The sequence below is a fragment of the Erythrobacter sp. HKB08 genome, from assembly GCF_004114695.1.
In the GTDB taxonomy this organism is placed as follows: Bacteria; Pseudomonadota; Alphaproteobacteria; order Sphingomonadales; family Sphingomonadaceae; genus Parerythrobacter_A.
Window position 1 is genome coordinate 2,015,180 of sequence record NZ_CP035310.1, and the last position, 24,506, is coordinate 2,039,685.

The window sequence follows — 24,506 nt, forward strand, 5'->3', positions numbered from 1 at the left end:
CTATCGCAGGCCTGCCGTGCGGTCCATCCATTCCGCGCGCCCGCCAACAGAGGCGACGAAATCCTCGATGACCTGTGCGGCGGTGTCGTCGTCCTGTCCCTCTGCCGAGATGATCATGACGACGGTCGGCTCGGCCGAGACGGCAAGGCGCGATTGCAGTGTCGCAAGCTTCAGACGCGCCGTACTGCCGGTGATGGTGTCGCCGATCCGGTAGCTCGTCAGCACATGGCGCTTCAGGAAACCGCTTGCCTGCAGGATTTCGCCGGACGCCTCGGGCGAGGATTGCCACGGTGCGAGCCAGCGCCATGGCGTTTCGGGCACGAGCGCGCCTTCGCCAAAGGCACCCGGCTCGCCCGCGCTTTCGTCACCGGAATAGATACCGATCACCACGTCGACTTCGCGCCCGGAGGCGTCACGATAGCGTGTGACGAATTTGCGCGCTGCGCCCGTCATGCGCGGCTCCCAAGCGATCCCCGGCTCGTATGCGACCCGCGTCCAACCGGCGACCGGCAGCGCCTCGATACGAGGCGGGATGCTTGCCTGCGCCGACATGGCGGCACTTGCCCATCCAAGCGTCGCGAGAAGGCCGAGCAGCATCGCGGCAAGCGTCAACTTCGCATTGCCGGTGTAACGTGCAACGCGCGTCACTACGTCCGACCCGACCAAGGCCGGGAAATCGATGCCGAGGTCTTCGGGATCGCGATCGAACCAGCGCCAGAAGATGGCGAGCAGTGCGAACACGACGAGCGCGAAGAATATCCATCCGTAGAAAACGTGGTCGAAGCCTTCGGCGAATTCGATGCCCTGCGACTGCGCAATGTAGATCGTGCCCCACGCCCGAACGCCATTGGCGACGATCGGCAAGGCCATTGCGGTAACGAGAAAGACGATGCGCCGCTTCCACGACTTGAAACAGGCGTAGGCGACCAGCGCCGCCAGGGCCGCCATGGCGACGAGGAACTGCACGCCTGAGCAGGCTTCGGCGACCTCGAACAAGCCGGCCGGCGTGTCGATGAAGACCCCGTCGATGACCGCAGGGATGCCGCTCCATTCGGTCAGCGCGATCACAAGGTAGGCAGTGATCATCTGGAGGCTCGGGACAAGTTCTTCCCCGATGGGCACGAGGAACGAGAGGTAGGCGAGCGGGAATACGCAGGCGAGCGAGACCCGCGGTCCGAGGAACAGCAGCACGCAGCTGATCAGCGCACCCAAAGTGCCGAGCTGGCTGACGGTATTGACGCTCGCCAGGGTGCCGAGCAGCCATACGAACAGCGAGCCCAGCAGCGGGACGAAACCCGGCAGCCAGCTCGTCGGCTCGATTTTCGCCAGCTCCGACCGGCGTGAGTAAACCAGCCAACCGACGATCAGCGGGACGAACAGCACGTGGTTGAACGTCGAAACGTTCCACCACTGGTCGGCCATGTTCGCCCAGTCGCGGAAGTGCGCGACGAACAGCGCGAGCGCTGCGATCGCGAGATGCGCCAGCGGCGCACGACAGACCTGCGGAATGGCTTGCGACCACGTTGCGCGGCTCGGGAGCGCGAAATTCAGGCCGCGCGCCATGTCGCGTGGTCCTGCGGCTTTTCGCCAGCCTCGAGCATGTCGCCGAGCGGGCGTAGCATCGCCTCCCAGCCCTGATGGTCCGTCACGAACGCGTGGGCCGATGCTGCCATCGCGTCCGCCTTCTCCGGCGAGGCGAACAGTGCGAGGAGATGCTCGACAAGTTCGCTGTCGGAACGCCCGATGGCGAAATCGCGCCCGTCCAGCGCATCGATACCCGTCGCGGCCTCCTGCGAGAGCACGACCGGCTTCGCCATCGCCATGGCTTCGAGAACCTTGTTCTGCACCCCTCGCGCGATGGTGAGCGGCGCGAGAACGGCATCGCTGTGTGCGAGAAACGGGCGCACGTCGGGTACTTCGCCCCAGACCTTGACCCCCGGTTGCTGGCCGAGTGCCTCGACAGCAGAAGTCGGGGCGCGGCCCACGATGTGGTACTGCGCGGACGGATGGATGTCGCGCAGGCGGGGGATAAGCCGCAAGGCCGCACGCTCGACCGCGAGCACGTTGGGCTGATAATCCATCTGGCCGGTGAACACGACATGCGGCCCTTCATTCTGTGCGAAGGGAGAGCGGCTGTCCGAACCGGAGGGCGCGAAGAACTCGGTGTCGATACCGTTGCACAGGGCACGGACCTTCCTGGCAGCCTCAGGCCCGAGCCGCGAGCGTAGCAAGTCTGCTTCGTTTTCACTCACAAGGAATACTGCATCCGCGCGCTCGACAAGGCGGTCTTCCTCCTTGGCGAGCAAGCGCGCTTCGCGACGGTCGATGATCGCACGCGGCGTCTTGCCCTGCTGGCCATAGGCTTCGAACTTCGCGGAATCGACGTCGCACAGATCGATCAGCACCCGGCCCGCAAAGTCGTCCGGGACATACTGACCCATCTGGCCGGAGAACACGAAGATCGCATCGATGTTCCGGGTCGCAATTGTCTCTGCGACCCAGCGCTTGAGGTCGTCGCTGCCGAATGCCGTCAGGCTGACCGGCTTGCCCGTCGCAAGCGCTTCGATGCCTGCCATTTGGAGGGACTTCTTGCGCGGGACAAGGCAATGCGTTTGCGCGACCTTCGCAAGCTCCGTCTTGGCTGCGAAATCGGCCTCGGTCTCACCGAAACAGCCGACATGCACCCTCGCATGTTGCGCCAGCTTGGCGAGCAGGTGGTGCGAGCGGATCTTGTCGCCCCGATCCGGCGGGAACGGGATGCGGTGCGCGAGGAAAAGGATGTCGCCCATCAGGCGAGGCCCTTGGCAATCGGCGGTCCGAGACGATTGGCGACAGCAGGCGGCAGGCGCTTCCAAAGCTCGGAAAGCCGCGAATTCGTGTCACTGGTCGGGTCGGTATTGCGCGCCGGTGCGCCGGGCGCAGCCCAGCGCGAATAGGTGAGCGGCTGCGGCTCGAAGCCCCAGTTCTTCTTGTAGCTGTGAGGCCCGCTGCCGGTCTTCGAACGCCCGAAATCGAAGCGGGTGCAACCCTTGCGCCGGGCATGCAGCATGAGCTCGTAATACATCCGCTCGTTCGCACGCAGGCCGCGCGCGGCGAAGATGCCCCCACCCCAGAACGGCATGACTGTGCCGGCGTGGTAGAGCGAAAGAACGCTCGCAACCGCGTCGCCGCCATGGCGGACGGTCAGTATGTCGGCATTGTCTCCGAAAGCATCGAGCATCGCGTCGAACAGGCTGCGCGGAAAAACGGGCGTACCGAGATTGTGCACGCTCGCCGCATAGACCGCGTAGTGCGCCGCGCGGTCATCCTCGCCGTTCCCGACCACGATTTCGAGATCGTTCTTGAGGCTCTTGCGAACCTCGGCACGCTGCTTGCGCGGGATGGCGAGAAGTTCTGCTTCATCGTAGTCCGACAGGTCACGCGCGAAGTTGCAGTGCTTGTCGGACCAGCGATGCCAGCTTGCCGGTGTATCGCCGGAGCGGACTTCGACTTCGGCGCAGGACTGGCGCACGGCCAGCTCGCTTGCCGCCTCGCACAGCGCGAAACGCGTCTGCTTCGAGGTCGCGAGCGGGCCGCCCCCTACCCCGAAACCGCTCGATACGAGCGCACGCCCGAACACCGGTGAATGCGCGAGCGTGAGCGGGAGCCAGCCAGTGACCATTCCCGCCTTTTCCGCGACGAGCCCCAAGGCCCGCTGCCCGGTGCCAGCCTCGACCGCCTTCAGCCAAGCCGGCCTGTGAAAGACGCTGCCCTCCATATCGCGCACGAAGGCTTCGAGCCGTGCGACTTCCCCCGGATCGGCAAGATCGGCGAGCGCAATCGCCTCGCTCGAAAGGGGGAACGGCGCGTTCACGCAGGCAGCTCCACGGCGAGCTCCGCCTCGCGGTGGGCCAGCATATCCATCCGGCCCCAGGCGAAGTCCTTCACCAGTTCGCGCAGCTTGGGCGCCATCTGGTCGAGCTTGGTGTAGTGGCGAAAGCGCGACTTGAGCGGCGCATTCGGCACGCGAGGCTGCTGCGGGTCGATTTCCCACGGGTGGAAATAGAAGATTGCCGGGCGCTGGTCCTTGCCGTTCACCTGCCGGATCGCCCAGCGCGAGAATGCATATGGCAGGACGCGAAAAAAGCCCCCTCCCCCAGCGGCGAGACGCTTGCCGCCGAACATGGCGGTGGTCACCGGGATCTCGACGAGGTCCGACCACGGCAGCGGCTTGAAAGCGAAGCGTGGTGCCTCGCGCCAACCGTAATGGTCGTGCGCGACCGGCGCGACGCTGGAGGAGTAGGTGTAACCCTGCTCGGCCAGTTCCATGTAGGCCCAGGGCGTGCGCTGGTCGATCGAGAAGCTCGGTGCGCGGTAACCGATCACGCGCGCTCCCGATGCATCCTCGAGGATCTTGCGCGCCTTGACTATATCGGCAGCGAATTCCTTGCGATCGAAGGTGAAGACGCGCGCATGGTCGTAGCCGTGGCTCGCCAGTTCATGGCCCGCCTCGACAATCCGGCGCATCAGCGCGGTGTTGCGCTTCGCCACCCAGCCAAGCGTGAAGAATGTCGCCTTGACGTCCGCTTCATCGAACAGGTCGAGAATGCGCGCGACATTGTCCTCGACGCGCAGCGACAGGCTGTCCCAGTCGTCACGCGAGATGACGTTTTCGAAAGCGCCGACCTGGAACCAGTCCTCGACATCGACCGACAGGCCGTTGACGATGGGCTTCTGGTCGATCGGGGCACGCTCGATCGGCGAATGTTTCACCGGCTTGCTCCCCTCAGGCTACCTTGCGGGGAGGCTGGCCGCTTTCCATCCACTCGATCATCATCGTCAGGACGTTGCGAACCATGCGCTCCTGCTCTTCGAGGCGGGTTTCCAGCTTGGTCACCCGCTCGACGAGGTCCTGCGGGACATCGCCTGCGCCGTTCTCGACACTTTCCGAGAGTTCGACGATCGCCTGCTGCAATTCCGAAATCTGCGCATCGCGTTCGGCGAAGAGTTCGTCCAGCTTCGGCTTGGGAACCGGCGGTGCGTAGGTCGAATGCTTGACCGGCCCCGGAGCGGGCGCGGGCGCGAGCTTTTGCATCGGCTGCGGCGCGGCTTCGGGGAAGGCGTTGTCGTTGCGCAGTTCGGCAAGGACCGAGCCGAGCATCGCGTTGTCGATCCGCGTGCGCTGCTCGACCGCGCCAAGCAGCAGAAGCCGGGTCGCGACCTGGTTGACCTTGCGCGGGATACCGCCGGTCGCCTCGTAGAGTTCCTTGAACACGCGCTGGTCGAAATCGGGATTGCCGTTCCATCCAACGCAGGTGAGGCGGTGCTTGATATACGGCTCGATCTCACCCGGCTCCATCGCCTCGAGGTGATGGGCGGCGATCACGCGCTGCCGCAGCTGTTCGAGCTCCTCGTGCTCGGCGAGAACCTGCTTGAACTCGGGCTGGCCGAGCAGCAGCAGCTGCAGCAACGGGTGCGAGCCAAGCTGGAAGTTCGACAGCATGCGCAGCTCTTCGAGCGCTTCGACCGAAAGGTTCTGCGATTCGTCCACGACGAGCAGGCAGCGGCGGCCTTCGCGCGCTTCCTCGTGCAAGAAGTTCTCGATTTCGCCAAGCGCGGCGGCCTTGTCATGCCCTTCGACATCCAGGCCGAAGCTTTGCGCGGCAACATGCACCAGTTCCTCGCCATCGAGGTTGCTGGTGACGATCTGGCCGACGGTCAGCTGGTCCTTGTCGATCTTCTGCATGAGATGCGCGACCAGCGTCGACTTGCCCGCACCCACCTCGCCGGTGATGACGATGAAGCCTTCGGCCTGCGCCATGCCATAGCCGAGATAGGACAGCGCCTTGCGGTGCGTCGCGCTCTCGAAATAGAAATTCGGGTCGGGAGTGAGCTGGAACGGTCGCCCTGTCAGCCCGTAAAAATCGTCGAACATTGTCAGTCCCCCAACATCAGAAACCGTAGCGCAGGCCGACGAGGCCCGACGCGGCGGTCAGGTCTTCGAGGGCATCTTCGCTATCGATGTGATCGAGTGCGATCGCGGCGCGTACCGCCAGGCGATCGGTGAGCGAGCGGCTGTAAGCGGCGGAAGCACCGACCGCGAGCACTTCGCCCGCATTGTCGAAGCCGCTGTCCAGCAGCGTCATGTAGGCATTGGTCGTGAACCCGGCGCGGCTGCCGAGATCGCCCGACAGGAACCAGCTCATGTAATAGGCCTCGTCGGTCACGCCGTTGGCCGCATCGAGCACCGTGCCTTCGGGCGCGATGAACTTGCGATTGTCGTAGCCGATGCCGAGACCGGTCGAGAGACGGCCGACCTGCGTCGTGTAGTTCGCAGCGATCCCGCGCGAGCGGAAGACCGACGAACGCACCGAGCCGAGAGCGCCGGTGAGGCACTGGCTGCCTTCCGATCCGGCCACGCAGCCGCCGAGGTCGCCGGTCAGCGCATTGCGCGTTGCGGAGAATTCGGTCGGCAGGTTGGCGAGCGAGTTCGTCAGCAGCCCGCCGAAGCCGGAAATCGTGTCGTAGACCGAGACGTTCAGGGCCGAGCGCTGGTTGGGCGCCCAGGCGAAGCTGCCGTAGTAGGTATCGCTGTCATAGCGGCGCCCATAATGCGCCTCGAACGCGGTGCGCGAACTCGGACGCCAGACGACGCCGACATCCCAGATGAGGCCATCGGTTTCGAAGGCGATGCGGCGCGGCTGGCTCTTGTCGGTGACCAGGCGTCCGTCATCGCCGATGACCGGGTTGCCATTGGTATCGAGCACCGCGTCGCGGGCCGACACCTCGACATCCTCGTATCCAACGCCCGCGACCAGCGCCACATTGGGCGAAACCGGCAGGGTCACATCGCCGCGCACATAAACGTCGCGCACGCGCTGATCGAGGTTGGAGACATCCTCCTGCGCCCAGCCAGCGCCAACGCCGACACCGACCGGAAGCGGTTCGCCAGGACGCGTCGCGAGATTGATCGAGGCGCGCTGGCTCACGCTGTCGTCGAACACGTCGAGCGGATCGGCGCCCGGCGCGGTGACGATGGCGTCGGGCGTTTCGACCCGCGTGTAGCCGATGCGATACTGCGCCGCGACTGCGACATCGCCCGCATGGGTCGACAGGGTCGGACCGGCATAGGCGGAGTAGATGCGGCTCTCGGTATCCTCGCCATTGAGGGCATTGAGCGTCGCGCCACCATTGCCATCGACGCGGGTGCGTGCGGCAAGAGCGCCCGCTTCCACCGTCAGCACCTGCGGCACGATCGAGGTATAACCGCGCGCAACGCCGCTCAGCGTGTCGCTGGTCAGCGCGTCGTCGCCATAGCCGATGTTGTATTCGTAGCGGACCGAAACCGAGCCGCCCGAATTGCGGCCATTGACCGAAGCATCCACGCCGGTCGCGATCTGCGTATAGGTCACCACGTCGTCGCCCGGAGAAAGCTCGGCGACGAAGATCTGGCTGACCTCGATATAGGGTTCGACATTGACGCGGCCATTGCCGGCCGAGCGGCGCTCCTCGCGCTCGCTATCCTGCGCCAGCGCCGGGCTTGCGCCTGCCGCTGCAAGGGCGATTGCCGCCGTCGAAAGGATGAGGTTCCGCATGGCCCCTACTCCTCGTATCCGTAATAGGACCCGAAATTCCGCCCGCTCGGGCTGAACTGGGTCGCGTTGAGCAGGAGCTTCACGTCCGGGCAGGCAGAGAGGAGCTGGTAGGCATCCTCCAGCGCATTCTGTCCCGTCTGGTCGGCACGTGCGACGAGCACGCCCTGCCCGACATGCTTAGCAAGCTCCGCAGCCGAAGAAGCTGCGAGCGCCGGCGGCGTGTCGAAAATGACGATGCGATTGGGCGAGCCTGCAGTCAGGCGGTCGAGGACTTCCGCAGTGCGTTCGCTTGCGAGATACTCGCTGTCCGCGCTGCTCTGGTTGCCGGCGGGCATGACCCACAAGCCGCCGATATCGGTCCCCATGACGAGGTCTTCCGGCTTCACGTCCGGATTGGCGAGCGCATCCATGAAGCCGGGTCCCTTCGGCAGGCCGAAGGTCGAGAGGATCGACGGTTTCGCGAAGTCCGCATCGATCAGCAGCACTTCGAGATCGCGCTCGCTCGACAGGGCGATCGCGAGGTTCGAGGCGCAGAAGGTCTTGCCGTCGCCGGGGTGCGGCGAGGTGATGAGGATTCGGCGCGAGGCAGCATTCCCGCGATCGCGCGCGGCGGCGAGAAGCTGGCGTTTGACGATGCGGAATTCCTCGCGCAGCGCGCTCGTCGCCGATTCCGGGACGATCAGCCCCTGCTCGCGCATATACGCGCGGTCGATTTCGTATTTCGGCCCGTTAAGCGAGACGGCAGGCTTGACCTGCTCGACGATCACTTCGGCAGGCGGCACATGGACCGGGAGCTTTGCCTCCTCCTTCGAAGGTTCAGCTTGCGCGGGCGCAGGTGCCGGTGCGGCAGGCTGTTCGTCTTTCACGCGGACCTTGGCGCGCTTCATCTCGCGCTCGGGCAGCTTGCCCTTGATCGGAGCCGACTTGAACGGGTCGAGGCCGAATGCGCCGCTGGCACGCTCGAACAGCGAGCTTTCGTCGCTGGCTTCGCCCTTACCTTCGCCGGGAAGCGGGATTTTCTTGTGTTCCGTCATCGTCCGCTCCTCACGCCACCATGCCGCGCTGCACGAATTCGATCGCGAGCAGCAGGACGCACAGTCCCGCCAGCGCACCGGTTGCGCCGAAGAATTGCTTGAGCCGCTTGCGCTCCAGTTCGCGCGCAGCGTCGGTCAGCGTGTGCGAGATCGCACCGAGGACCGGCAGATCCATCACACGCTCGAGCTTGGCAGTCGTCGCGAAGGTCGAGCGAAGCTGGCCCATCGCGAAAGCCGCGCCGATACCGGCTGCGATGCCGGCGAAAAGCACGCCGAGGAGCAGCAGCGGACGGTTCGGAGCCGACGGCGAACGGGGCGTCGTCGGCGGGTCGATTACCTCGAACTTGAACGAACTGCGCTCGTTCTCGACCTGGCCACGCAGGCGCATTTCCTCGCGGTCCTTGAGCAGCTCGTCATACTTGTCCTTGAGCACCTGGTAATCGCGGCTGATGCGGTTGGCTTCGGCTGCGACGGCCGGTTCGTTCGCCTGGCTGGCGATCAGGGCCGACAGGTCGGCCTGGAGCGCTGCCTTGCGCGCCGTCAGAGCCTGTACATTGGCCTGGCGTTCGGAGCGGATGGAAACGAGCGCGGTGTAGGCCGGGTTCGGGCTGCCACCGGCATTCGGATTCTCGCCTGCCGCCTGCTTGCGCAGCAATTCAACCTGCTTCTTGATCGCGATCACGTCAGGATGGCTGTCCGTCAGGCCGCGCGCCTGCAAAGAGGCAAGCTGCGACTGCGCCTGCATCAGCGCGCCGCGGGCGCTGCCGGTGTCGTTCGAACCACCGATGATGGTGCGCGGCGTTCCGGCGATCTGACCGTTGATGGCAGCAAGAGCGCTTTGCGCGGCTGCAAGGTCGGCGTCGACATCCCGCGATTCCGCACGCAGCGACTGCAGGCGCATCGAGACGCCGTCCGCACCGCCGATCAGGTCGGGGTTCTCGGCTTCGAAAGTCAGGCGGCGCTGTTCGGCCGCTTCGAGTTCCTTCTTCCGCTCTTCCAGTTGCTGGTCGAGGAAGACGATCGTCTCGGCGACTTCGCCGCGATTGCCCGCGATGTTTTCTTCGCGGAAGATGTCGATCAGCTTCTGCACGACGTCATGCGCCAGTGCCGCGTTCTCCGCATCGGACAGGTCGCTGCGACCGATTTCGGCGCTGAGCTCGAAGAGGTTGTCCTCCTGGCTCTTCACAGCGACCGATTCCGTCAGGTTCTCGATTGCCGCTTCCATGTCGCGCTGGGTGGCGATTTCCTCGCCGAGCCGCGTCGAGCGGATGACTTTCTCGAGATTGACCGAGCTGGTCAGCGTCTGGCGTACGCGCGTGATGTCGCGCTCCGCACCGCCGGCGATCTTGAGCTGCTCGGCAAGCACGTCGTCGAGCTGCACATAGATGCGCGCGTTCGATTCATAGGCGTTGGGGATCATGGCAACGACCAGCCAGCCCAGGATGCACGCACCCCAGGCCACGCCGAGCGCCAGCCAGCGCCGTCGCCAGACCGAAAAGACTGCTGCGCGCAGATCTTCGAAGACTTCGTTCATTGCGTGCGCCCGCCCCTCAGAACATGCTTTCCGGGATGATGATCACATCGCCCGGCTGGAGGAGGACGTTCGCGCGGCTGTCGCCCTTCTTGAGAAGGTCGCCGAGGCGCAGCGCGTATTCTTCCTGACGCCCGCTTTCGCGGTTCTTGCGGATAAGCTTGGCGCGGTTGCCTGCGGCAAATTCACTGAGGCCGCCGACCGCGATCATCGCGTCGAGCACGGTCATGTTCGCGCGGTAAGGCAGCGAGGCCGGCTTTTCGGTCGCACCTACGACGCGGATCTGCTGGCTGAAAGTGCCTTCGAACTTGTTGACGATGACCGAAACCAGCGGCTCTTCGATGTACTGCGAAAGCTGCAGGCGGATATCCTGTGCGAGCATGGTTGGCGTTTTGCCGACGGCCGGCATGTCGGTGACCAGCGGAGTGGTGATACGACCGTCCGGACGGACCTGGATGTTTTCGGCGCCCAGCTCGGGATTGCGCCACACGTGGATGGTCAGCTCGTCGAGCGGGCCGATGACATATTCCTCGCCCGGCCCTTCCTGGCTCGCCACGAAAGACGCAGGCGGAAGCTCGCTGCCGCCGGTCGTCGCGCAGCCCGCGAGCGAAAGCGCGGCCATTGCGGTGCCCGCAAGAAGGGTGGTGAAACGTGTACTCGGCATCGATGCGCATCCTTGCCTTTTGAGCGGGCTGATATGCGCAAGGCAGGAGCGACCTGGCCTTCCGCACCCGCGGACAGGCGGTCTTCCTCGCCAAAAAGGGTGAACATCCGGTTAGCCAATTTGCGTTTCCGGGTGTTTATCAAGGCGCAGTCCCAGTTCGGGACGGTGCTGCAGGGAAGGTTAAACCAGCATTTCCTCGGCCGGACCCTGCCCCAGGAATGCGGACGGGGACGCGCTCGCGCCATAGGCTCCGGCGCAGAAGACGGCGACGAAATCGCCGACATCGGCCCTCGGCAAGTGCGCGCCGTCGGCCAGGCGGTCGAGCGGGGTGCACAGGCAGCCGACCACATAGACCTCTTCCTCCGGTTGCGCATCGAAGCGGTTCGCGATGGCAACCGGGTAATTGCGCCGCACGACCGTCCCGAAGTTGCCCGAGGCGGCCAGCTGGTGATGAAGGCCGCCGTCGGTCACGAGATAGGTCGTGCCGTGGCTTTCCTTCCGGTCGACGATGCGAGTGAGGTAAACCCCTGCCTCGCCAACGAGATAGCGCCCGAGTTCGAGGCACAATTCGGTCTCCGCGAGGCTATCCGGCAGCGAGGCGACCTTCTGCGTCATTGCCGCGCCAACTGCGGCAAGGTCGAGCGGTTCGTCGCCGTGGAAATAAGGGATGCCGAACCCGCCGCCCATGTTGAGCTTGGGTAAAGGCGCGCCGATTTCGCCTGCCAGGCGGTCGGCAAGCGCGAGGACGTTGCCCTGCGTCTCGATGATCGCATCGGCCGAAAGCGCCTGGCTGCCGGTGAAAATGTGCAGCCCGCGCCATTCGGCACCGCTTTCGATCACCTTCCTCGCAATTGCAGGAACCTGTTCTTCGTCGATGCCGAAGGGCTTGGCACCCCCGCCCATTTTCATGCCGGAGCCGCGTAGCTCGAAACTCGGGTTCACCCGCAGCGCTATTCGCGGCGTCATGCCGAGCCATTCGGCAAGGCCCAGTGCGCGGTCGACCTCGCCAGCGGATTCCGAATTCAGCGTCACGCCCGCACGGATCGCGGCCATCAATTCCTCGTCGCGCTTGCCGGGACCGGCAAAGCTGACTTTCGCCATGTCGAGTCCCACCGACTGCGCCAGTTCGAGCTCTCCGCCCGAAGCGATATCGAAGCCATCGACCAACTTCGCCATGTGCTCGACGACCGGGGCGAAGGGGTTCGCCTTGATCGCGTAATTGATCCCGATCCGTTCGGGCAAAGCCGCTCGCAATTCGGCGATGCGCGCATCGAGCCTGTCGCGCGAATAGACGAACAGCGGCGTGCGCCCCGCCTCTTCGACGAGGCTGCTGGCCGAGCGACCGCCGATCGAGAGTTCACCGTCGAGCGTCTCGAAACCGGCGGGAATGGGTCCGAGCGGCTTCATGCGGCAAGCTCCCGCTTGAGCGCGGTCCGGTCGATCTTGCCGTTGGGATTGAGCGGCATGGCTTCACGCCAGTGGATCACCTGCGGCTGCATGAAATTCGGCAGTTCACGTGCGAGATATTTGGGCAATTCGCTCTCCGCATCCTCGGCGCCGCGCTCGGCACGTGCGATCAGGTGGACGGCATGGCCGAGCCGCTCGTCGGGTACGCCCAGCGCGACCGCTTCTGCGACCAGACCGCTTGCAAGTGCGGCCTCTTCGACCTCCTGCGGGCTGATGCGGTTGCCTGCGCTCTTGATCATCGCGTCGCGGCGACCGACGAAATAGAGCAGGCCGTTCGCTTCCCGCTTCACGCGGTCGCCCGACCATACTGCCATCCCGCCGAATTTCGAGACTTGCGGAGCCGGCTTGAAGCGCTCTGCAGTTCGCTCGGCATCCTGCCAGTATCCTTGCGCCACCAGCGGCCCGCAATGGACCAGTTCGCCCTCCTCGCCCGGGTCGGCAATGTTGCCGCCATCGTCGATCACGAGGATTTCGGCGAAGGGGATGGCAGTACCCATCGAAGTCGGATGCTCGTCGACCAGCGACGGGTCGAGATAGGTCGAACGGAATGCCTCGGTCAGCCCGTACATCGGGAACAACCGCGCATCGGGGAAGATCGAACGCAGGTCGCGCACGAGATCGATGGTCAGCGCGCCGCCGCTGTTCGTCATGCGCCGCATCGGGGCGACCGCGTCCTCGCTCCATTCGATCTCGGTAAGCTGCACCCACAGGGGCGGAACAGCCGCGAGCGTGGTGACGCCGTGCTTCGCGCAGGCCTTCACGACGTCGCGAGCGAAGAGATAGTCGAACGGGACGACAGAGCCGCCCGCGAACCAAGTGCTCAGCAGCTGGTTCTGTCCGTAATCGAACGAGAGCGGCAGCACGCCGAGCGTCACGTCGTCCGCCGCCATGCCGAGGTAATCCGCAACGCTGACAGCGCCGAGCCACAGGTTTGCATGGCTCAGCATCACGCCCTTGGGACGGCCGGTCGAACCACTGGTGTAGAGGATCGCGCAAAGCTCTTCCGGATCGTTGTCGGACGGTCCGAGCCCGCTTTCGAGGACAATCGCCTGCGACAGCGCCTCCGTCTCCTCGATCACTGCGCAGCCGTGTGGCACATCGCCTTCCTGCAGCGAGGCGATACGGCCCTTGTTGCCGATCAGCATGCTCGCCCCGCAATCGTGCAGGATGTGCTTCGCCTGCGCGTGCTTGAGCAGCGGGTTGATCGGAACATGGACCAGCCCCGCGCGAGCGGCGGCCAGCGGCATCAGGCAGGTCAATTCGCCTTTCGAGGACCAGCTGGCGACGCGCGAGCCCTTTTCCGGCACGTGATCGATTAACCATTGGCTAAGGCGGGAAACACGGGTCCTTAATGCCTCGTAGCTAAGCGTCTCGCCCTTGAGCACGAGCGCGGGATCGCCAGCCTTGCCGCATTCGGCAAGATGGTCGAGAGGCTTGGCTTGAGGGAGGGACGGAAGGGACATTGCTCTCCGGCAAGGTAACGAGGAACGTGACGAGGGTCAGCTATCACGACACGGTTAATGTCTTGCAAGCGATGAATTTCGCTGGCGAGGGACCGTTTGCGCGGCCCGAGTGGTTCGCGCTGCTGGCAGAGCGCAAGGAGGATGTGCTGCTTGCCGTTGCCGAGGACGGGGACAAACGCGTCGCCCTGCCCCTGATGCGCAAGGGCCGGATGTTTGAGCCGCTGCGGAACTGGTACAGCTTCAGCTGGCGCCCTCTCGGGCAGGATGCCGCCGTTCTGGAAACACTCGCCCGCGACCTGAAGTCGCAAGCTTCGCACATCGTCCTATCGCCCCTCCCCGACGAGGACCGCAGCGCATGCGACCTGCAATGCGCTTTCAATGGCGCGGGATGGTTCACCGTTCTGGAAAGATGCGACACGAACCATGTGCTTCGCGTGGCCGGTCGCAGCTTCGCCGAATATTGGGCGGGTCGCCCCGGCAAGATGCGCACGACCCTGAAGCGCAAGGCCAGGAAGGTCGACGTGCGCATACTCGAATGTTTCGACGAGCAGGCATGGGCCGACTACCAGGCGATCTACGCGGACAGCTGGAAGCCGACCGAGGGCGATCCCGACTTGCTCGAAGCGTTCGCGCGCCAGGAAGGCGCAGCGGGCCGCATTCGCCTCGGTATCGCAGTTGCCGATGGACAGCCCGTCGCGGCGCAGTTCTGGACGGTGGAGGACGGCACGGCCTACATCCACAAGCTCGCTCACATCGAGGCGGCCAAGCCGCTGTCTGCCGGAACGACCCTGTCGGCCGCGCTGTTCGAGCATGTGATCGATCGCGACCATGTCGAGCTGGTCGACTTCGGAACCGGCGACGATCCCTACAAGCGCGACTGGATGGACGGCGAACGCCCCCGCTACCGCCTCGAATGCCTCGACCCGTCAAATCCTCGTCTTTGGCCGCGGATACTAAGGCTTGCCCTGCGCAAACTTGCGAAGCGCACAGGGCGGAGCTAAGGGCGACGCCTCGAAAACAGGGGATTACGGCAATGGCCGGCGAAACCGAAACCAGCATCGAGAAGAAAGGCCTCGCGCCGAGCCGTCAGCAGATCGACGACACCTTGCGTTCGATCCTCGCCGACGTGCTGGGCCTCGACGCCGACCGGGTCGAGGAATTCGACGCCGATACCGGCCTGTTCGGCCACCTTCCGGAACTGGATTCGATGGCGGTCGCCGGACTGCTGACCGAGATCGAGGATCGCTTGCACATCATCATCGAAGACGAAGATGTCGATGCGGAAATGATCGAGACCTACGGCGGCCTCCTCGCCTTTGCCGAAATGAAGGTCGTCGCGGCCTGATCATGCGCACTGTCACCAGCTGGCAGGCGCCCATCGGCGACGGCAAGACGCGCGAGGAGATCGCGCTCCAGTTCAGGCAGGATCGCCCTACCCGGCTGCTCGTCCTCCCGCCGCTGTTCGACGAAGGAAACAAGCTGCGCCACCAGCTGGTGGAGGTCATGCGCAGGCTCGACCTGTCGGGCATCGATAGCGTCCTGCCCGACCTTCCCGGGCAGAATGAAAGCCTGCTCACTCCCGAGAAACTGACGCTCGCGATGCTCGAAAATGCTGCGGCCGATGCTGCGCAGCATTTCGGCGCAACGCACTGTCTGTCGGTGCGCAATTCAGCCTGTTTCGCGCCGGTCGAATTGCCGGGCTGGAGCTATGCCCCGGTGTCCGGCTCATCCGCGATCCGCTCGCTCATGCGTGCGCGCAGCATCGCCGCGAAAGAGGCGGGGCGCGAGGAGGCTCTTTCCAATATCGAGGCACAGGCGCGGGATGGCGGCACCGAACTCGCCGGCTGGAAGCTCAGCGCACAATTCTTCGCCGAGATGATGGATGCGCAGCCGCGCGCGGCAGAAGCGCATACCGAGATCCGTCAGGAAGAAATCGGCGGAAAACCGCTCTGGCTGCGCGCGGAGCCGGACGACGATCCTGATCAGGCCGATGCACTTGCCGCCATCATCGCTGTCGGGATGCTAGAGACATGAGCCGTATCCCCCTCACCTTCGAATGCCAGGGCGTGAAGTGCGTCGGAACGCTCGATACCGCTCCCGGCCTCACCGGCCTGCTGATCGTCAATGGCGGCAATGAAATCCGCTCGGGCGCTTTTCAGGGCCAGTCCCGTCTCGCAGCCCGGATCGCCAAGGCTGGCTTTCCGGTCTTCCGCTTCGACCGCCGCGGAACCGGAGACAGCGATGGCGAGAACCGCGGCTTCCGCAAGAGCCGCAAGGACATCCTCGCTGCTATCGAGGCCTTCCAGGCCACTACCCCGCAGATGACCCGCATCGTCGCCTTCGGCAACTGCGATGCTGCGAGCGCGTTGATGCTCGCCTCGGGCGCCGGGTGCGATCGCCTTATCCTCGCAAACCCGTGGACCTTCGAGGACGGTGCGGTCGAGCAAACTCCCGATGCGGTGCGCACGCGCTACCTGGCGAAACTCGCCAAGCGCGGTGAATGGAAGCGTCTGCTGACCGGCGGCGTGAACCTTCGCAAGCTGGCAAAGGGGCTCGTGGCAGCGGCCAAGCCGGCTGCTCCTCCCTCGGCACTGACCGACGAGATGCGAGCGGGCCTCGCCGAGTTCGGCGGAAGCTACAAGTTCCTGATTGCGGGGCGCGACCGTACGGGTCTCGCTTTCGAGAAAAGCTGGCGTGGCGATGAGCAGCGCATTGCCCGATGCGAAGGCGCCACCCATGGCTTCGTCGAAGCTGAAGCGGCGCAGTGGCTCGAAAAGAAGCTGCTCGGCACGCTGCGCAAGACCGACTAGCGCTCGAACAGGCTGGTCAGTTCGACATGGGTCGACCAGCGGAACTGGCCGACGGGTCGCAGTTTCGTGAGGCGATAGCCTGCATCGACCAACGTTCTCGCATCGCGCGCCCAGCTCGATGGATTGCAGCTGACATAGGCGATCCTGCCGACGCTCGAACCGGCAAGCTGCGCGACCTGCTCGCGTGCACCGGCACGCGGCGGGTCGAGCACGACGGCATCGAAGCGGCTGCATTCCTCGCTCGTGAGCGGGTTGCGGAAGAGGTCCCGGTGAAGGCCTGCAACCTCGAGCCCGCTGGATCGTGCGGCGGTTAGGCAAGCGGCATGCGCGTCCCTCGCCCCCTCGACTGCGAGCAGCTTGCGTCCTTCCATCAGGCCGAAGGTGAATGTCCCGAGACCCGCAAACAGGTCGGCGATCGTCCCGGCACCGCTCAGGAAGCTGGCGACGTCCGTGACAAGCTGCGCCTCTCCATCCAGCGTCGGTTGCAGGAAGGCCTTGTGCGGCATCCGCACCGCAACGCCATTGAAGCTGACGGTGACCGGTTCGGGCTCCCAATGCAGTTCCGGACCGAAACCCTGGTCGACCGAGAGGCGCGCAAGGCCATGCTCGCGCGCGAAATCCTGCAGCCGCTCGATCGCCTGCAAGCCCTCGACTTCGAGTTTGGCGAATTCGCAGACGATACCCTGGTCCGCGACGGCAAGATGGCAGTCTATGCTCCCGCGCTGGCGGAATGCGCTGAGCAGCTTGCGAAGCGGGCCGACTAGCGCTGCCAATTGCGGCAGGAGGACCGGGCATTCGCGCAGGTCGACGATCTTGTGCGATTTCTCCTCGCGGAAACCGAGTGCAGCGCCCTTGCCCGGCACGCCATGCAGCGTCGCGCGTCGCCGAGTACCGGGCGGCGAGCAGTAGGTTTCGAGCACTTCCCCGGGTGAAATGTCTTGCCCATCTGCCGCATCGAGCACCCGGCGCGTGACGAACTCGCGCCACGCTGTCTCATCGGCATGCTGCAACTGGCACCCGCCGCATTTCCCGAAATGGCGGCACGGCGGATCGGCGTGGTGCGGTCCGAACTGGAGCGAGCCATCGGGAAGCAGCACGTCACCGGGCACTCCGCCCGCGACGTGCTTGCCGCCAGCGGTCAGTCCGTCACCGCGCGCAGCGATGCGGACGATCGGATCGCCTTCGCTCACAGGCAGGCGGCGAGCGCTAGCGGGACGGCGTCAGCAAGCTCGTCGGCCGTGAAAGCCGGGCCGCACTGGCGCGCAGCTTCGCCATGGAGCCAGACGGCACGACATGCTGCATCGAACGGATCGTCGCCCGTCGCCAAGCGGCTGGCGACTATGCCTGCAAGCACGTCACCGCTGCCGGCAACCGAGAGCCAGCTGGATGCAGGTTCGAACGCGCCAAGGAGGATGGTTTCGCCATCCTCGTCGCCTTCGCCATGGACGGTCGTGTCCGGACCCTTGGCGATGACCGTCATCCCGGTTGCCCCCTGCAGGCCCGCGGCCTTGTGACGCTTGGTTTCACCCTCGACGCCGAATGCCTTGCACAGCGTGTTGAGCTCGCCCTCGTGCGGCGTCGCCACGATCGATTCCGGATCGGCATCCTGCAGCATCGAGTAATCGAGAATCTGCAGCGCATCGGCGTCGAGGACAGTCGGCAATTGCAGGTCTAGCGCGAGGCGCAGCCGCTCGCGCGCAACGTCGCCGATGCCGAGGCCAGGACCGATCAGCAACGCATCGAGCCGCGGGTCCTCGAGCGACACGTCGAGCGCCTGCGTGTCGACGACGAGGCTGTGCGGAACGTGGTCGGGCTTTTCCGGCGTGAAGAGCTTCACATAGCCAGCACCCGCATGCATCGCGGCCTTTGCCGACAGCATGGGTGCACCGGGCATCTCGCCGCCGATCACCGCGAGCAATCCGCGCGTGTATTTGTGTGCGCCCGCCCAAGGGCCCCGAATGGCGGGTCGCCGCATCAGATAGGCGCCCGACTTGCATCCCTCCACCCCGATGTCGACGAGGTGCAACCGCCCCATCTGCGTCGCCGCAAGGCCGCAGAAATGCGCGTATTTCCACGCGCCGAGCGCGACGGTGCAGTCATAGCCGTAAGACCGGTCGAAATAGTCGCCGCTATCGGCCTCGATCCCGCTCGGCAGGTCGATCGCCACCGAGAGGTCGTGGCCGAGGAATGCTTTCTCGATTTCGCCCAACAGTTCGGGCGAGAGGCCGCGCGTCAGGCCGCTGCCAAACAGGCAGTCGACGAAGACGTGGCCTGTGGTTTTCCCGATGGAGGCTTGCACGTTCCCGGCAAAGAGCGAACGGGCGGTGCGTGCCGCGTCGGTCTTGGGTTCCATCGGCGCCACGACGGTCACCGGTACGCTGCGCTCGTGCAGCGCCTGTGCGATCACATAGCCGTCGCCGCCATTGTTTCCCGGTCCGCAAAGGATTGTGACAGGCCGCCCCGCCCCTATCCGCCAGACGATCTCGGCCGCACCGCGCCCGGCGCGCTGCATCAGCTCGTCGACGCTGGTTCCGGCATCCATCAGTGCCTTTTCCGCCGCCTGCATCTGCGCGACGGAGAGGATCTGGTCAGCTTTGCGGTTCGTCATTGCCATCGAGCCGAACCGGTAGGCGATAACGGTCGGTTCCGACAACCACTTCGAGCCGCTGCGGATCGCCGCCGAGCGAATTGGTCGCAACATCCGCACCGTCGAGAGCTTCGAGGCCGGACAAGTCGGACTGCACGCGGAAGCGCCGGAAGCCGCCGTCAGGGTGACGGATCACGACCTGCGTTGCGCCCTCGACCTCGGCAAATTCGATGAAGCAATCAGGGCCGAACTCACTCCCTTCGCCGAGCGCGCATTCGACGACCTGCGCGCCTTCATCGGCCACGGGCTGGGTCTCGCCCGAGCCTCCGCAACCTGCGAGCAGGAAAGCTGAAAAGGCGGCGCTAAATATCCGCAAAGACGTGTTTTTCCTTGGCTGCGCCCGGATGAGTGACTGCGCCCTTGCTGGCCGGACCGACATTCTGTGCATAGCGCCACAGCGCGCCCGATTGGTAGTCGTTCTCGCGCGGCTGCCACGCCTTGCGACGCGCCTTGAGAGTTGCTTCGTCCACCTCGAGCTCGATCGTTCCTGTGACGGCATCGATCGAAATGGTGTCGCCATCCTCGACCAGCGCGATCGGGCCGCCCTCTGCCGCCTCGGGGCCGACATGCCCGATACAGAACCCGCGGGTCGCGCCAGAGAACCGCCCGTCGGTGATGAGCGCGACCTTCTCGCCCATGCCCTGACCGTAGAGCGCGGCCGTGGTCGCCAGCATTTCGCGCATGCCCGGGCCGCCCTTGGGGCCTTCGTAGCGAATGACGATCACGCTGCCTTCGGCGATATCGCGCTTCTCGACCGCTTCGAAAGCATCTTCCTCGCATTCGAAGACCCGTGCCGGGCCCGAAAACTGGAGGCGTTCCATCCCCGCGACTTTCACGATCGCGCCATCGGGGGCGAGCGAGCCCTTGAGGCCGACGACACCGCCGGTCGGCGTGATCGGGTTCTTCACGTCGTAGAAGACCTTCTGGTCCGGGTTCCAGGTGATCTCCTCGATGTTCTCGCCCAGCGTCTTGCCGGTCACGGTCATCGGTTCGGGGTCGATGAAGCCGCCGTCGAGCAGCGTCTTCATGGCCATGTACACACCACCGGCCTCGTGCAAGTCCTTGGCGACATATTGCCCGCCGGGCTTGAGGTCCGCGATATAAGGCGTTGATTTGAATATCTCGGCGACGTCGAAGAGGTCGAATTCGATGCCGCATTCGCTGGCCATGGCAGGCAGGTGCAGCGCTGCGTTGGTCGAACCGCCTGTTGCAGCGACCACGCGCGCTGCATTCTCGAAAGCCGCCTTGGTGCAGATGTCACGCGGGCGCAGGTTCTTCTCCAGCAGCGTCATCACCTGGCGACCTGCAGCGACCGCGATCTCCTCGCGAGACTTATAAGGAGCAGGCGCCATATTGCTGTTCGGCAAGGATAATCCGATAGCCTCGCCGACACATGCCATGGTGTTGGCGGTGAACTGGCCGCCGCAGGCGCCGTGTCCCGGACAGGCAACCTTTTCGAGCGCAGTCAGCTCCTTGAGCGGGCAATTGCCCGCTGCATGCTGGCCCACCGCCTCGAACACGTCGACCACCGTCACGTCCTTGTCGTGGAACCGACCCGGCAGGATCGAGCCGCCGTATACGAAGATGCTCGGCACGTTGAGGCGCAGCATCGACATCATCATGCCGGGCAGGCTCTTGTCGCACCCAGCGAAGCCGACGATCGCGTCGTAGCAGTGTCCGCGCACGGAAAGCTCGACCGAATCCGCGATGACCTCGCGGCTGACGAGCGAGCTCTTCATGCCTTGGTGGCCCATCGCGATGCCGTCGGTCACGGTGATGGTATTGAAGCGGCGCGGCGTGCCCCCGCCCTCTTCCACCCCGCGGCGGCAGACATCGGCCTGCGCATCGAGCGTGGTGTTGCAAGGCGCGCTGTCGTTGCCGGCGGAGACTACGGCCACGAAAGGCTGGGCGATCTCCTGCTCGGTCATCCCCATTGCGTAGTAATAAGATCGGTGCGGCGCCCGCTCCGGACCAACGGAGACATGGCGGCTGGGCAGCTTGGACTTGTCGAATTTGGCGGTCACGCGATTTCCTCCCGTCACGCTGCTTTCGCCGCAGCGCGCCGCCATTTCAAGCACAAGCGATGTTTAGCGCCCCCTAGGCTCCCTTGAGAGCAAGCGCGGTACGGTTCGCCACATCGGTGATGAGAGCGGCCCAGCGCGCCTGGTCGGCCTCGGTCGAGATGAGGTCCTGGCGGATCTCGACGGTCAGGTAGTGGCGGCCATGCGCTTCGGCGTGGCGGTCCATCGTCGCGTTGAGGTCCTTGCCCGAATAGGGCTCGTTGTCGCCGACATGCAGCCCTTCCTCGCGGAAGAGGCGGATCGCGTGGACGGCGGCGCTGTTATCCTCGTTGTAGAGCAGCGCCACTTCCCACGGGCGTTCTTCCATCGGCTTGCTTTCGAGCTTCGGGGTGAAGCTGTGCAGCGCGACGATCAGCTCCGGCTTCGCTGCTTCCAGCCATTTGCCGAGCGCGTCGTGATAGGGCCGGTGGAAACGCTCGATCCGCTTTTCGATATCCGCGCCGATATTGCCGGGCACGAGATGGCCGTCGCTGCTGGTCGGGACGACACCGTCGGCGTCCTCCGTGCGGTGGAAGTCGCAGACCAGGCGGCTCACGGTCGCGATATGCGCGGGGATGGCATGGCGGCGCGCCATGCGATCGGCCACGCCCTCGGTCCCGATATCGAGCGCGATATGCGTGTCGAGAAGCTCGCGCGGTACGCCGAGTTCGATATCCTCGGGCACAAAGTTGGATGCGTGATCGGCCACGCACACGATCCGGCCGGGAATGGGTTCGCCCACCTGGCGATAGGGCAATCCGTCGATCATCGAAGTCTTCCTTGCATCAGCCACCACTGAGGATGGGCCCGGGCAATCTGCACGCGCGCCGCATCAGCGGTATCTGCTGTGTCATATAGTGCGAAACATGTGGCCCCTGAACCGGACATACGGACAAGAAACGCGTCCGTTCCACGCAGGGACACCAATACATCGGCGATTTCGGGACAAAGTCCGACTGCCGGCTGTTCGAGATCGTTACGCCCGGCAAGTGCGATTTCGCGGACGCTGCCCTCGGGCAAGGCTCCACGATCCTCGCCGTCCCACGCCTTGAATACCGGGCCGGTGGCAAGCGGGACGCGCGGATTGACGAGCAGGACATGCGTACCGGTCAGATCGCTTTCAATAGGCTCCAATTCGGTCCCGGTGCCGCGGCCGACGCAGGTCGTGCTCTCGACACAGGCCGGAACGTCCGCACCGAGCCGGGCCGCACGCGCCTGCCAGTCGTCGGGGAGGCCCGACATCTGCTCGACCATGCGGAACACCGCCCCCGCATCCGCCGAACCGCCGCCAAGACCGGCAGCGACCGGCAGGTTCTTCTCCAGCGTGATCGAAAGACCGTCGGCGCGCGGCAGTGCAGCTAACGCGCGCGAAACGAGATTGTCGAACGGATCGTCGATCCCGCCCGGGAATTCGCCAACGGTGCGAACCTCGTCCATAACCGCGCGCTTGGCGGTCAGTACATCGCCCTGGTCGACGAATGCAAAGACCGTCTCAAGCTCATGATAGCCATCCTCGCGCCGCTTGCGGACATGCAGCGCGAGGTTGATCTTGGCATATGCGGTTTCGGTCAGACCCAAACGGGCAGCCTTACATGTTCGGATAGTTCGGACCGCCGCCGCCTTCCGGCGTGACCCAGTTGATGTTCTGGTTCGGGTCCTTGATGTCGCAGGTCTTGCAGTGGACGCAGTTCTGCGCGTTGATCACGAACTTCGGATCGCCTTCCTCTAGGCCGGTCCACTCGTAGACGCCAGCCGGGCAATAGCGCGTCGAGGGGCCTGCATAGACACCCAGTTCGCTGATTTCCTGGAGCTCGGGATCCTTGAGCTGCAGGTGGCAGGGCTGGTCTTCCTCGTGGTTGGTGAAGCTGAAGGACACCGAGGTTAGGCGGTCGAAGCTGATCTCGCCATCCGGCTTCGGATAGTCGATCGGCTTGTGCAGGTCGGCACGCTGCAGCTCGGTGTAATCCGGCTCGTGATGCATGGCATAGGGCAGCCCGATCTTGAGCGTGCGCATCCACATGTCGATACCGGCGAGCACAGTGCCGAGATCGCCGCCGAACTTGGCGACGAGCGGCTGCGCGTTCTGCACCTTCTTGAGCTCGGTCGCGATCCAGCTGTCTCGGAGCGAGGCATCGTAATCCATCAGCTCGGTCTTCTCGGCGCCGCCCGCGATCGCTGCAGCGACGCTTTCGGCAGCGAGCATGCCGCTCTTCATCGCGGTGTGGCTGCCCTTGATGCGCGGCACGTTCACGAAGCCGGCTGCGCAACCGATCAGTGCACCGCCCGGGAATGCGAGCTTGGGTACGCTCTGCCAGCCGCCCTCGTTAATCGCGCGTGCGCCGTAGGCAACGCGGGTGCCGCCTTCGAGATATTCGCGGATCGCCGGGTGCTGTTTCCAGCGCTGGAATTCCTGGAACGGCGAGACGTAGGGGTTCTTGTAATCGAGCGCGGTGACGAAACCGAGCGCGACCTGGCCGTTCGCCTGATGGTAGAGGAAGCCCCCGCCCCAGGTATCGCTTTCCGACAGCGGCCAACCCTGCGTGTGGATGACGCGGCCCGGCACATGCTTGTCGGCCGGAATGTCCCACAGCTCCTTGATGCCGAGGCCGTAGACCTGCGGCTGGCAATCCGCCTCGAGGTCGAACTTGGCCTTCATCTGCTTGGTGAGATTGCCGCGCGCGCCCTCTGCAAACAGGGTGTACTTGGCGTGGATTTCCATCCCCGGCTGGTAATCGCCCTTCTGCGAGCCATCGGCGGCAATGCCCATGTCCTGCGTAATCACGCCCGATACCGCGCCATTGTCGTCGAACATGACCTCGGCAGCGGGGAAGCCCGGGAATACCATGACACCGAGGCCCTCGGCCTGTTCGGCCAGCCAGCGGGTCAGGTTGCCGAGCGAGCCGGTGTAGCAGCCATCGTTCGACATGAAGGGCGGCATGGCGATGTGCGGCACCGAGTAGTGCTTGCCCTTGCTCAGGATCCAGTGCCAGTTGTCGGTCACCGGCGTTTGCGCCATCGGGCAGTCCATCTCGCGCCATTCGGGCAGCAGCTCGTCGAGCGACTTGGGATCGACGACCGCGCCGGAAAGGATGTGCGCGCCGATTTCGGACCCTTTTTCAAGGACGACGACTTCCAGTTCCTCGTTGATCTGCTTGAGGCGGATCGCTGCGGCGAGGCCGGCGACACCGCCGCCGACGATCACCACGTCGCAAGGCATGGATTCGCGTTCGCTCATCTCGGGTCAGTCCTTTGTTCG

The 24,506-nt window shown here is 64.8% G+C and carries 22 protein-coding genes; 4 read left to right on the top strand and 18 right to left on the bottom strand.

Annotated elements, in window-relative coordinates; translation table 11 throughout:
- The 11 genes from xrtA to EO245_RS09770 all read right to left on the bottom strand — a co-directional run bounded on the left by xrtA (window position 1) and on the right by EO245_RS09770 (window position 13,733).
- A complete protein-coding gene (xrtA, locus tag EO245_RS09720) occupies window positions 1-1,563 on the bottom strand; it encodes an exosortase A (protein WP_128892739.1) in 1,563 nt (520 codons plus the stop codon).
- Window positions 1,548-2,789: a TIGR03087 family PEP-CTERM/XrtA system glycosyltransferase gene (locus EO245_RS09725; RefSeq protein ID WP_128892740.1), complete on the bottom strand. Its 1,242-nt coding sequence runs from the start codon at window positions 2,787-2,789 to the stop codon at window positions 1,548-1,550. Before EO245_RS09725 ends, xrtA begins: the two co-directional genes overlap by 16 nt.
- Complete coding sequence (locus tag EO245_RS09730) at window positions 2,789-3,853, bottom strand: FemAB family XrtA/PEP-CTERM system-associated protein (RefSeq protein ID WP_128892741.1); 1,065 nt, start codon at window positions 3,851-3,853, stop codon at window positions 2,789-2,791. Before EO245_RS09730 ends, EO245_RS09725 begins: the two co-directional genes overlap by 1 nt.
- A complete protein-coding gene (locus EO245_RS09735; RefSeq protein WP_128893531.1) occupies window positions 3,850-4,707 on the bottom strand; it encodes an XrtA system polysaccharide deacetylase in 858 nt (285 codons plus the stop codon). The genes EO245_RS09730 and EO245_RS09735 overlap by 4 nt, the downstream gene beginning before the upstream one ends.
- 58 nt (window positions 4,708-4,765) lie before the next feature.
- A complete protein-coding gene (locus EO245_RS09740) occupies window positions 4,766-5,914 on the bottom strand; it encodes an XrtA/PEP-CTERM system-associated ATPase (RefSeq protein ID WP_128892742.1) in 1,149 nt (382 codons plus the stop codon).
- A 16-nt stretch (window positions 5,915-5,930) separates the two neighbouring features.
- A complete protein-coding gene (locus tag EO245_RS09745) occupies window positions 5,931-7,574 on the bottom strand; it encodes a preprotein translocase subunit YajC (protein ID WP_128892743.1) in 1,644 nt (547 codons plus the stop codon).
- Between the two features lie 5 nt (window positions 7,575-7,579).
- Complete coding sequence (locus tag EO245_RS09750) at window positions 7,580-8,608, bottom strand: capsular biosynthesis protein (RefSeq protein ID WP_128892744.1); 1,029 nt, start codon at window positions 8,606-8,608, stop codon at window positions 7,580-7,582.
- Between the two features lie 10 nt (window positions 8,609-8,618).
- On the bottom strand, window positions 8,619-10,142 hold the full coding sequence (locus tag EO245_RS09755; RefSeq protein WP_128892745.1) for an XrtA system polysaccharide chain length determinant: 1,524 nt from the start codon (window positions 10,140-10,142) through the stop codon (window positions 8,619-8,621).
- A 16-nt stretch (window positions 10,143-10,158) separates the two neighbouring features.
- Window positions 10,159-10,803: an XrtA/PEP-CTERM system exopolysaccharide export protein gene (locus EO245_RS09760; RefSeq protein WP_128892746.1), complete on the bottom strand. Its 645-nt coding sequence runs from the start codon at window positions 10,801-10,803 to the stop codon at window positions 10,159-10,161.
- Between the two features lie 180 nt (window positions 10,804-10,983).
- Entirely contained in the window at window positions 10,984-12,210 is a 1,227-nt protein-coding gene (locus EO245_RS09765) for a pyridoxal-dependent decarboxylase, exosortase A system-associated (protein ID WP_128892747.1), read from the bottom strand.
- Window positions 12,207-13,733, bottom strand: coding sequence for an acyl-CoA ligase (AMP-forming), exosortase A system-associated (locus EO245_RS09770; protein ID WP_128892748.1), 1,527 nt, complete (start codon window positions 13,731-13,733; stop codon window positions 12,207-12,209). Before EO245_RS09770 ends, EO245_RS09765 begins: the two co-directional genes overlap by 4 nt.
- A 26-nt stretch (window positions 13,734-13,759) precedes the next feature.
- Here EO245_RS09770 and EO245_RS09775 point away from each other — a divergent pair, with 26 nt between their 5' ends.
- Genes EO245_RS09775 through EO245_RS09790 form a run of 4 tightly spaced genes read left to right on the top strand, consistent with a single transcriptional unit; the run spans window position 13,760 to window position 16,543 of the window.
- Complete coding sequence (locus tag EO245_RS09775) at window positions 13,760-14,734, top strand: GNAT family N-acetyltransferase (RefSeq protein WP_234026870.1); 975 nt, start codon at window positions 13,760-13,762, stop codon at window positions 14,732-14,734.
- Window positions 14,735-14,766: 32 nt separating this feature from the next.
- The gene (locus tag EO245_RS09780) at window positions 14,767-15,078 is read left to right on the top strand and encodes an acyl carrier protein (RefSeq protein ID WP_128892749.1); all 312 of its coding nucleotides are present in this window, start codon (window positions 14,767-14,769) and stop codon (window positions 15,076-15,078) included.
- A 2-nt stretch (window positions 15,079-15,080) separates the two neighbouring features.
- Window positions 15,081-15,767, top strand: coding sequence for a hypothetical protein (locus tag EO245_RS09785; protein ID WP_128892750.1), 687 nt, complete (start codon window positions 15,081-15,083; stop codon window positions 15,765-15,767).
- Entirely contained in the window at window positions 15,764-16,543 is a 780-nt protein-coding gene (locus EO245_RS09790; protein WP_128892751.1) for a hydrolase 1, exosortase A system-associated, read from the top strand. The genes EO245_RS09785 and EO245_RS09790 overlap by 4 nt, the downstream gene beginning before the upstream one ends.
- Here the strand turns inward: EO245_RS09790 and EO245_RS09795 are convergent.
- From EO245_RS09795 to EO245_RS09825, 7 genes are all read right to left on the bottom strand, one after another.
- On the bottom strand, window positions 16,540-17,733 hold the full coding sequence (locus tag EO245_RS09795) for a class I SAM-dependent RNA methyltransferase (protein WP_128892752.1): 1,194 nt from the start codon (window positions 17,731-17,733) through the stop codon (window positions 16,540-16,542). The genes EO245_RS09790 and EO245_RS09795 overlap by 4 nt on opposite strands.
- Window positions 17,730-19,151, bottom strand: a complete 1,422-nt coding sequence (locus EO245_RS09800) for an NAD(P)H-hydrate dehydratase (RefSeq protein WP_128892753.1) — start codon at window positions 19,149-19,151, stop codon at window positions 17,730-17,732. The genes EO245_RS09795 and EO245_RS09800 overlap by 4 nt, the downstream gene beginning before the upstream one ends.
- Window positions 19,132-19,434 carry a hypothetical protein gene (locus EO245_RS09805; RefSeq protein WP_128892754.1) on the bottom strand — a complete coding sequence of 101 codons (303 nt, stop codon included), beginning with the start codon at window positions 19,432-19,434 and terminating at the stop codon, window positions 19,132-19,134. Before EO245_RS09805 ends, EO245_RS09800 begins: the two co-directional genes overlap by 20 nt.
- Window positions 19,435-19,492: 58 nt before the next feature.
- Complete coding sequence (gene ilvD / locus EO245_RS09810) at window positions 19,493-21,214, bottom strand: dihydroxy-acid dehydratase (protein ID WP_128892755.1); 1,722 nt, start codon at window positions 21,212-21,214, stop codon at window positions 19,493-19,495.
- 73 nt (window positions 21,215-21,287) lie between these two features.
- The gene (locus EO245_RS09815; RefSeq protein WP_128892756.1) at window positions 21,288-22,019 is read right to left on the bottom strand and encodes an N-formylglutamate amidohydrolase; all 732 of its coding nucleotides are present in this window, start codon (window positions 22,017-22,019) and stop codon (window positions 21,288-21,290) included.
- Window positions 22,016-22,828, bottom strand: coding sequence for a 4-(cytidine 5'-diphospho)-2-C-methyl-D-erythritol kinase (locus tag EO245_RS09820; protein WP_128892757.1), 813 nt, complete (start codon window positions 22,826-22,828; stop codon window positions 22,016-22,018). Before EO245_RS09820 ends, EO245_RS09815 begins: the two co-directional genes overlap by 4 nt.
- Before the next feature lie 10 nt (window positions 22,829-22,838).
- Window positions 22,839-24,485 carry an electron transfer flavoprotein-ubiquinone oxidoreductase gene (locus tag EO245_RS09825; RefSeq protein WP_128892758.1) on the bottom strand — a complete coding sequence of 549 codons (1,647 nt, stop codon included), beginning with the start codon at window positions 24,483-24,485 and terminating at the stop codon, window positions 22,839-22,841.
- Between the last annotated feature and the right edge of the window lie 21 nt (window positions 24,486-24,506).

What these genes read in the sequence shown, in the direction of transcription:
- xrtA (WP_128892739.1), bottom strand. Translation starts at nt 1,563, where the DNA reads ATGGCGCGCGGCCTGAATTTCGCGCTCCCGAGCCGCGCAACGTGGTCG.
- EO245_RS09725 (WP_128892740.1), bottom strand. Translation starts at nt 2,789, where the DNA reads ATGGGCGACATCCTTTTCCTCGCGCACCGCATCCCGTTCCCGCCGGAT.
- EO245_RS09740 (WP_128892742.1), bottom strand. Translation starts at nt 5,914, where the DNA reads ATGTTCGACGATTTTTACGGGCTGACAGGGCGACCGTTCCAGCTCACT.
- EO245_RS09745 (WP_128892743.1), bottom strand. Translation starts at nt 7,574, where the DNA reads ATGCGGAACCTCATCCTTTCGACGGCGGCAATCGCCCTTGCAGCGGCA.
- EO245_RS09750 (WP_128892744.1), bottom strand. Translation starts at nt 8,608, where the DNA reads ATGACGGAACACAAGAAAATCCCGCTTCCCGGCGAAGGTAAGGGCGAA.
- EO245_RS09755 (WP_128892745.1), bottom strand. Translation starts at nt 10,142, where the DNA reads ATGAACGAAGTCTTCGAAGATCTGCGCGCAGCAGTCTTTTCGGTCTGG.
- EO245_RS09760 (WP_128892746.1), bottom strand. Translation starts at nt 10,803, where the DNA reads ATGCCGAGTACACGTTTCACCACCCTTCTTGCGGGCACCGCAATGGCC.
- EO245_RS09765 (WP_128892747.1), bottom strand. Translation starts at nt 12,210, where the DNA reads ATGAAGCCGCTCGGACCCATTCCCGCCGGTTTCGAGACGCTCGACGGT.
- EO245_RS09770 (WP_128892748.1), bottom strand. Translation starts at nt 13,733, where the DNA reads ATGTCCCTTCCGTCCCTCCCTCAAGCCAAGCCTCTCGACCATCTTGCC.
- EO245_RS09780 (WP_128892749.1), top strand. Translation starts at nt 14,767, where the DNA reads ATGGCCGGCGAAACCGAAACCAGCATCGAGAAGAAAGGCCTCGCGCCG.
- EO245_RS09785 (WP_128892750.1), top strand. Translation starts at nt 15,081, where the DNA reads ATGCGCACTGTCACCAGCTGGCAGGCGCCCATCGGCGACGGCAAGACG.
- EO245_RS09790 (WP_128892751.1), top strand. Translation starts at nt 15,764, where the DNA reads ATGAGCCGTATCCCCCTCACCTTCGAATGCCAGGGCGTGAAGTGCGTC.
- EO245_RS09800 (WP_128892753.1), bottom strand. Translation starts at nt 19,151, where the DNA reads ATGACGAACCGCAAAGCTGACCAGATCCTCTCCGTCGCGCAGATGCAG.
- EO245_RS09815 (WP_128892756.1), bottom strand. Translation starts at nt 22,019, where the DNA reads ATGATCGACGGATTGCCCTATCGCCAGGTGGGCGAACCCATTCCCGGC.
- EO245_RS09825 (WP_128892758.1), bottom strand. Translation starts at nt 24,485, where the DNA reads ATGAGCGAACGCGAATCCATGCCTTGCGACGTGGTGATCGTCGGCGGC.